Genomic DNA, 3,395 nt, shown 5'->3' on the forward strand with positions numbered 1-3,395 from the left:
CTCCCGCTGCAGTTCGGCGACGGTCGTGGCGATGTGCGCCGGCGGCACCGCGACCACCGCCAGGTCCACCGGTCCGGCGGGCGGCTCGGCGCTGCCCGCGCCCCGGGACGCGGCGGTGCTCACCGAGTCCGGGTCACGGTCCCGCAGGTACACGGCCACTCCCCGGGCGGAGAGGGCCAGCGCGGCCGAGGTCCCGATCAGTCCGGTGCCGATGACAAGCGCGGTACGCATTCTTGGGCGGTGTCCTCGCGGGTGCGGCCGCCGTCCGGGGCGCGCCCGGACGGTGTCGGCCTTGGCCTGGTGGTGTCGGAATGTCGCGGATCAGGATACGGGCGCCCCCGGCGGGGCGCCCGGTCGGTCAGAGACCGACCTCCTTCATCAGCATGCCGACCTCGGTGTTGGTCATACGCCGCAGCCAGCCGGACTTCTGGTCGCCCAGCGCGATCGGGCCGAACCAGGTGCGGACCAGCTTGTCGACCGGGAAGCCGGCCTCCGACAGCATCCGCCGCACGATGTGCTTGCGGCCCTCGTGCAGGGTGACCTCGACCAGGTAGTTCTTGCCGGTGTTCTCCACGACGCGGAAGTGGTCCGCGCGGGCGTAGCCGTCCTCCAGCTTGATGCCGTCCTTCAGCCGCTTGCCGAGGTCGCGCGGCAGCGGGCCCTGGATGGCGGCCAGGTAGGTCTTCTTCACCCCGTAGCGCGGGTGGGTGAGGCGGTGGGCCAGCTCGCCGTGGTTGGTGAGCAGGATCAGGCCCTCGGTCTCGGTGTCCAGGCGGCCGACGTGGAACAGCCGGGTGTCGCGGTTCTGCACGTAGTCGCCCAGGCACTGGCGGCCGTCCGGGTCCTCCATGGAGGAGACGACCCCGGCCGGCTTGTTCAGCGCGAAGAACAGGTAGGACTGGGCGGCGACCGTCAGACCGTCGACCTTGATCTCGTCCTTCTCCGGGTCGACCCGGAGCCCCTGCTCCAGCACGATCTTCCCGTTGACCTCCACCCGGGCCTGCTCGATCAGCTCCTCGCAGGCGCGGCGGGAACCCATACCGGCCCTGGCGAGCACCTTCTGCAGGCGCTCGCCCTCCACCTCGCCGAACGTCTTGGGCAGCTTGACCTGCGGCTTGTCGTGCCGGGAGCGGTTGCGCTCCTCGATCTGGGCGTCGTACTCGCGCGGCCTGGCCGGCGCGCCGCGCCGCCCGCCGCCCTTGCCGGGACCGCCCTTGCCGGGACCGCCGCCCTGGCCCGGCCGTCCGCCGCCGCCCGCCGGACGGCCGCCGGTGGAGCGCTGGGCACGCGGGCCGCCGCCCTGCTGCCCGCCCGGGGCGCCCCTGCCGCCGGCCGTGCCGCCGCCGGCCTTGCCGCCGCTCTTGCCGGCACCGCCACCGGCGCCGCCCTTCGCCGGACCGCCCGGGCCGCCCCGCTTGCCGCCGCCGTCGCCGGACGGGCCCACGTCGTAGCGGCGCTCCTCCGGCCGGGGCCGGCGCTTGCGCCCGTTCTGGTCGTCGCGGCTGTTGCCCGCGCCCCGGTAGTTCCGGTTGCTGTTCCTGCCGCTGCTTCGCATCGCGTCTTCCGTCTACGTCGCGGATCCGTTTCGGTCACCGCTGCTGTCTGCCTCGAAGGACGGCACGACCTCCTGGCTCTCCTCCTCGACCGCGTCCGCCTCCGGTAGGAAGGGCGCCAGATCGGGCAGTTCGTCCAGGCCGCGCAGGCCCAGACGCTCCAGGAAGTAGTGCGTCGTCACGTACAGGATCGCACCTGTTTCGGGTTCGGTGCCCGCCTCGGCCACCAGACCCCGCTGCAGCAGGGTCCGCATCACACCGTCGCAGTTGACCCCGCGCACCGCCGAGACCCTGGAACGACTGACCGGCTGGCGGTAGGCGACCACCGCCAGAGTCTCCAGCGCGGCCTGGGTGAGCCGGGCCTGCTGGCCGTCCAGGACAAACGCCTCGACGGCCTCGGCGTACGCGGGACGGCTGTAGAAGCGCCATCCGCCGGCCACCTCACGCAGCTCGAAGCCGCGGCCCTGACGCGTGTAGTCGTCGACGAGCACCCGCAGCGCGTCCGCGACCTCCCGCCGCGGCCGCTGGAGGACCCTGGCGAGGTGGTCGACGGGCACCGGCTCGTCGACCACCATCAGGACGGCCTCCAGCGCCGGGCCCAGCGGCAGCTCCGCGACGGCGCCGGTGCCGGCGGGCGGCGTGGTCCCGTCCCCGGACGGGGACACGGTCTGCTGCGCCGGGAGGCGCGCCGCGGGGGCCTTGTCTTCGCTGTCTTCGCTGTCCTTGCTGTCTTCGCTGTCTTCGCTGTCGACACTGCCGTCACTGCCGCTCATACGCTCACCTCTGGCTGCCTCGGTGCCGACTCGTGGTCCTCGTCACGGTCCTCGCCCGGCGCGGCCGGTGCGGTCGGGGTCGTCTCACCGTCGAACTCCGCGCCCACCTCGGCGGCGGACTCCCCGCCCCGCCAGCGCACGACCAGCTCGCCCAGCGCCTCCGGCTGCTCCAGCGCCACCGCCCGCTCCCGGTACAGCTCCAGCAGGGCGAGGAAGCGGGCCACGACGGTGAGGGTGTCCGCGGCGTCCTCCGTCAGCGCGGCGAAGGTGGCCTCGCCGCGCTCCCGCAGCCGCGTCACCAGCAGGCCCGCCTGCTCGCGCACGCTGACCAGCGGGGCGTGGATGTGGTCGACGTACACCTGCGGCCGGGGGCGGGGACGCATCGCCTTGACCGCGAGGCGGGCGAAACCCTCCGGCCCGACGCGGATCACCACCTCGGGCAGCAGTTCGGCGTGGTGCGGCTCCAGCCCCACGACGCGGGGGAAGCGGCGGGCCTCGGCGGCCAGGCGCTCGGTGAAGACCTCGGTGACCCGCTTGTAGGCCCGGTACTGGAGGAGCCGCGCGAACAGCAGGTCCCGGGCCTCCAGCAGGGCGAGGTCCGCCTCGTCCTCCACCTCGGCCGACGGCAGCAGCCGGGCGGCCTTGAGGTCGAGCAGGGTCGCCGCGACGACCAGGAACTCCGTCGTCTGGTCGAGGTCCCAGTCCGGGCCCATGGCCCTCAGATGGGCCATGAACTCGTCGGTCACCCGAGACAGCGCCACCTCGGTGACGTCCAGCTTGTGGCGTGCGATGAGCTGGAGGAGCAGGTCGAACGGCCCCTCGAAGTTGTCCAGCACGACGGTGAACCGCCCCTCGGACCCGGCCGCGTCGCCGGGCTCGGCCGGCCCGCGCGGGCCGGAGGGCCGGGCGGCGGGGTCGGGCAGCCCGTCGGACCCGGCCGCGCGGCCGGCCGGCTCGTCGGTGTGAGCCGCTGTCTCGGTCGGGCCGACGCCCTCGGCCGATGCCGTCGGCTCGGGCCGTCCGGAGGCAGCGGGCGGTTCGGCCGGCGCACCGGGGGACGGCGGGGCGG

At 74.3% G+C, this 3,395-nt stretch carries 4 protein-coding genes; all 4 read right to left on the bottom strand.

Translation table 11 applies throughout. The features are described from left to right. On the bottom strand, positions 1–231 hold a 231-nt coding region (locus GL263_RS23725; protein WP_182857788.1), incomplete at its 3' end, for an NAD(P)-binding domain-containing protein. A 127-nt stretch (positions 232–358) separates the two neighbouring features. Continuing rightward, positions 359–1,555: a pseudouridine synthase gene (locus GL263_RS23730; RefSeq protein ID WP_182857789.1), complete on the bottom strand. Its 1,197-nt coding sequence runs from the start codon at positions 1,553–1,555 to the stop codon at positions 359–361. A 12-nt stretch (positions 1,556–1,567) separates the two neighbouring features. Then, positions 1,568–2,326 (bottom strand): SMC-Scp complex subunit ScpB, encoded by a 759-nt coding sequence (scpB, locus tag GL263_RS23735; protein ID WP_182857790.1) that lies wholly within the window; start codon positions 2,324–2,326, stop codon positions 1,568–1,570. Next, positions 2,323–3,395: segregation and condensation protein A (locus GL263_RS23740; protein ID WP_182857792.1), on the bottom strand; the 1,073-nt coding region annotated here is incomplete at its 5' end. The genes GL263_RS23740 and scpB, both read right to left, overlap by 4 nt.

Source organism: Streptomyces durbertensis (assembly GCF_014156695.1).
GTDB classification, from domain to species: Bacteria; Actinomycetota; Actinomycetes; order Streptomycetales; family Streptomycetaceae; genus Streptomyces; species Streptomyces durbertensis.